This is a genomic window from Sulfurihydrogenibium sp. (assembly GCF_027448985.1).
Taxonomy (GTDB): Bacteria; Aquificota; Aquificia; order Aquificales; family Hydrogenothermaceae; genus Sulfurihydrogenibium.
In genome coordinates, this window is the sequence record NZ_DAIDMN010000188.1 from 1 (window position 1) to 539 (window position 539).

Below are 539 nucleotides of genomic sequence, written 5' to 3' on the forward strand. Positions count from 1 at the left end.
CTGTTATCTATGCTGCCATCAGCATTCAAATCCGTATCACCTAGGGCAACGGTTCCCATATTGACAAAATCACCGCTGAGAGCCTGATTGATACCCAAACCGTAACCGCTGTTTACCCCAAGTACGCCTCCACCATAGATATTGCCAAAGGTACCTACCGTTTCTCGTGTTATATGTGCTGCGATCACTGTAGTATTTTCTATATCTGTATTACTCAGTACGGCTGCTTCAAAAAGGTTAGGAAGCATTCTTGCATCATCTATGCCTGCCATTGGGGTATTGAGTTCCTGACGGCCTATTTTGATGGTGGTATGACCATAGGCATAGTTCATATATGCCTGTCCGATAAAAGCATAAGTGTCAAAGTCTCTACCATAAAGAGAAGGTTCATAACTTGCAGCACCCAGAATATCTGCATCTTCATGATGTATATCAAACCCGTACGTTCCGTATGCTGCCGCAGCAAAAGTAAGTCCGCTGAAATTGGGTGATTGATAGCCTATATATCCGCCCGTAGTCAGAGCATTACGGTTATTGTT

1 protein-coding gene is annotated in these 539 nt (G+C 43.8%); it reads right to left on the minus strand.

Features of this window, described 5'->3' with window-relative positions; genetic code table 11:
• On the minus strand, positions 1 to 539 hold a 539-nt coding region (locus NE054_RS08505), incomplete at both ends, for an OprD family outer membrane porin (RefSeq protein WP_297890564.1).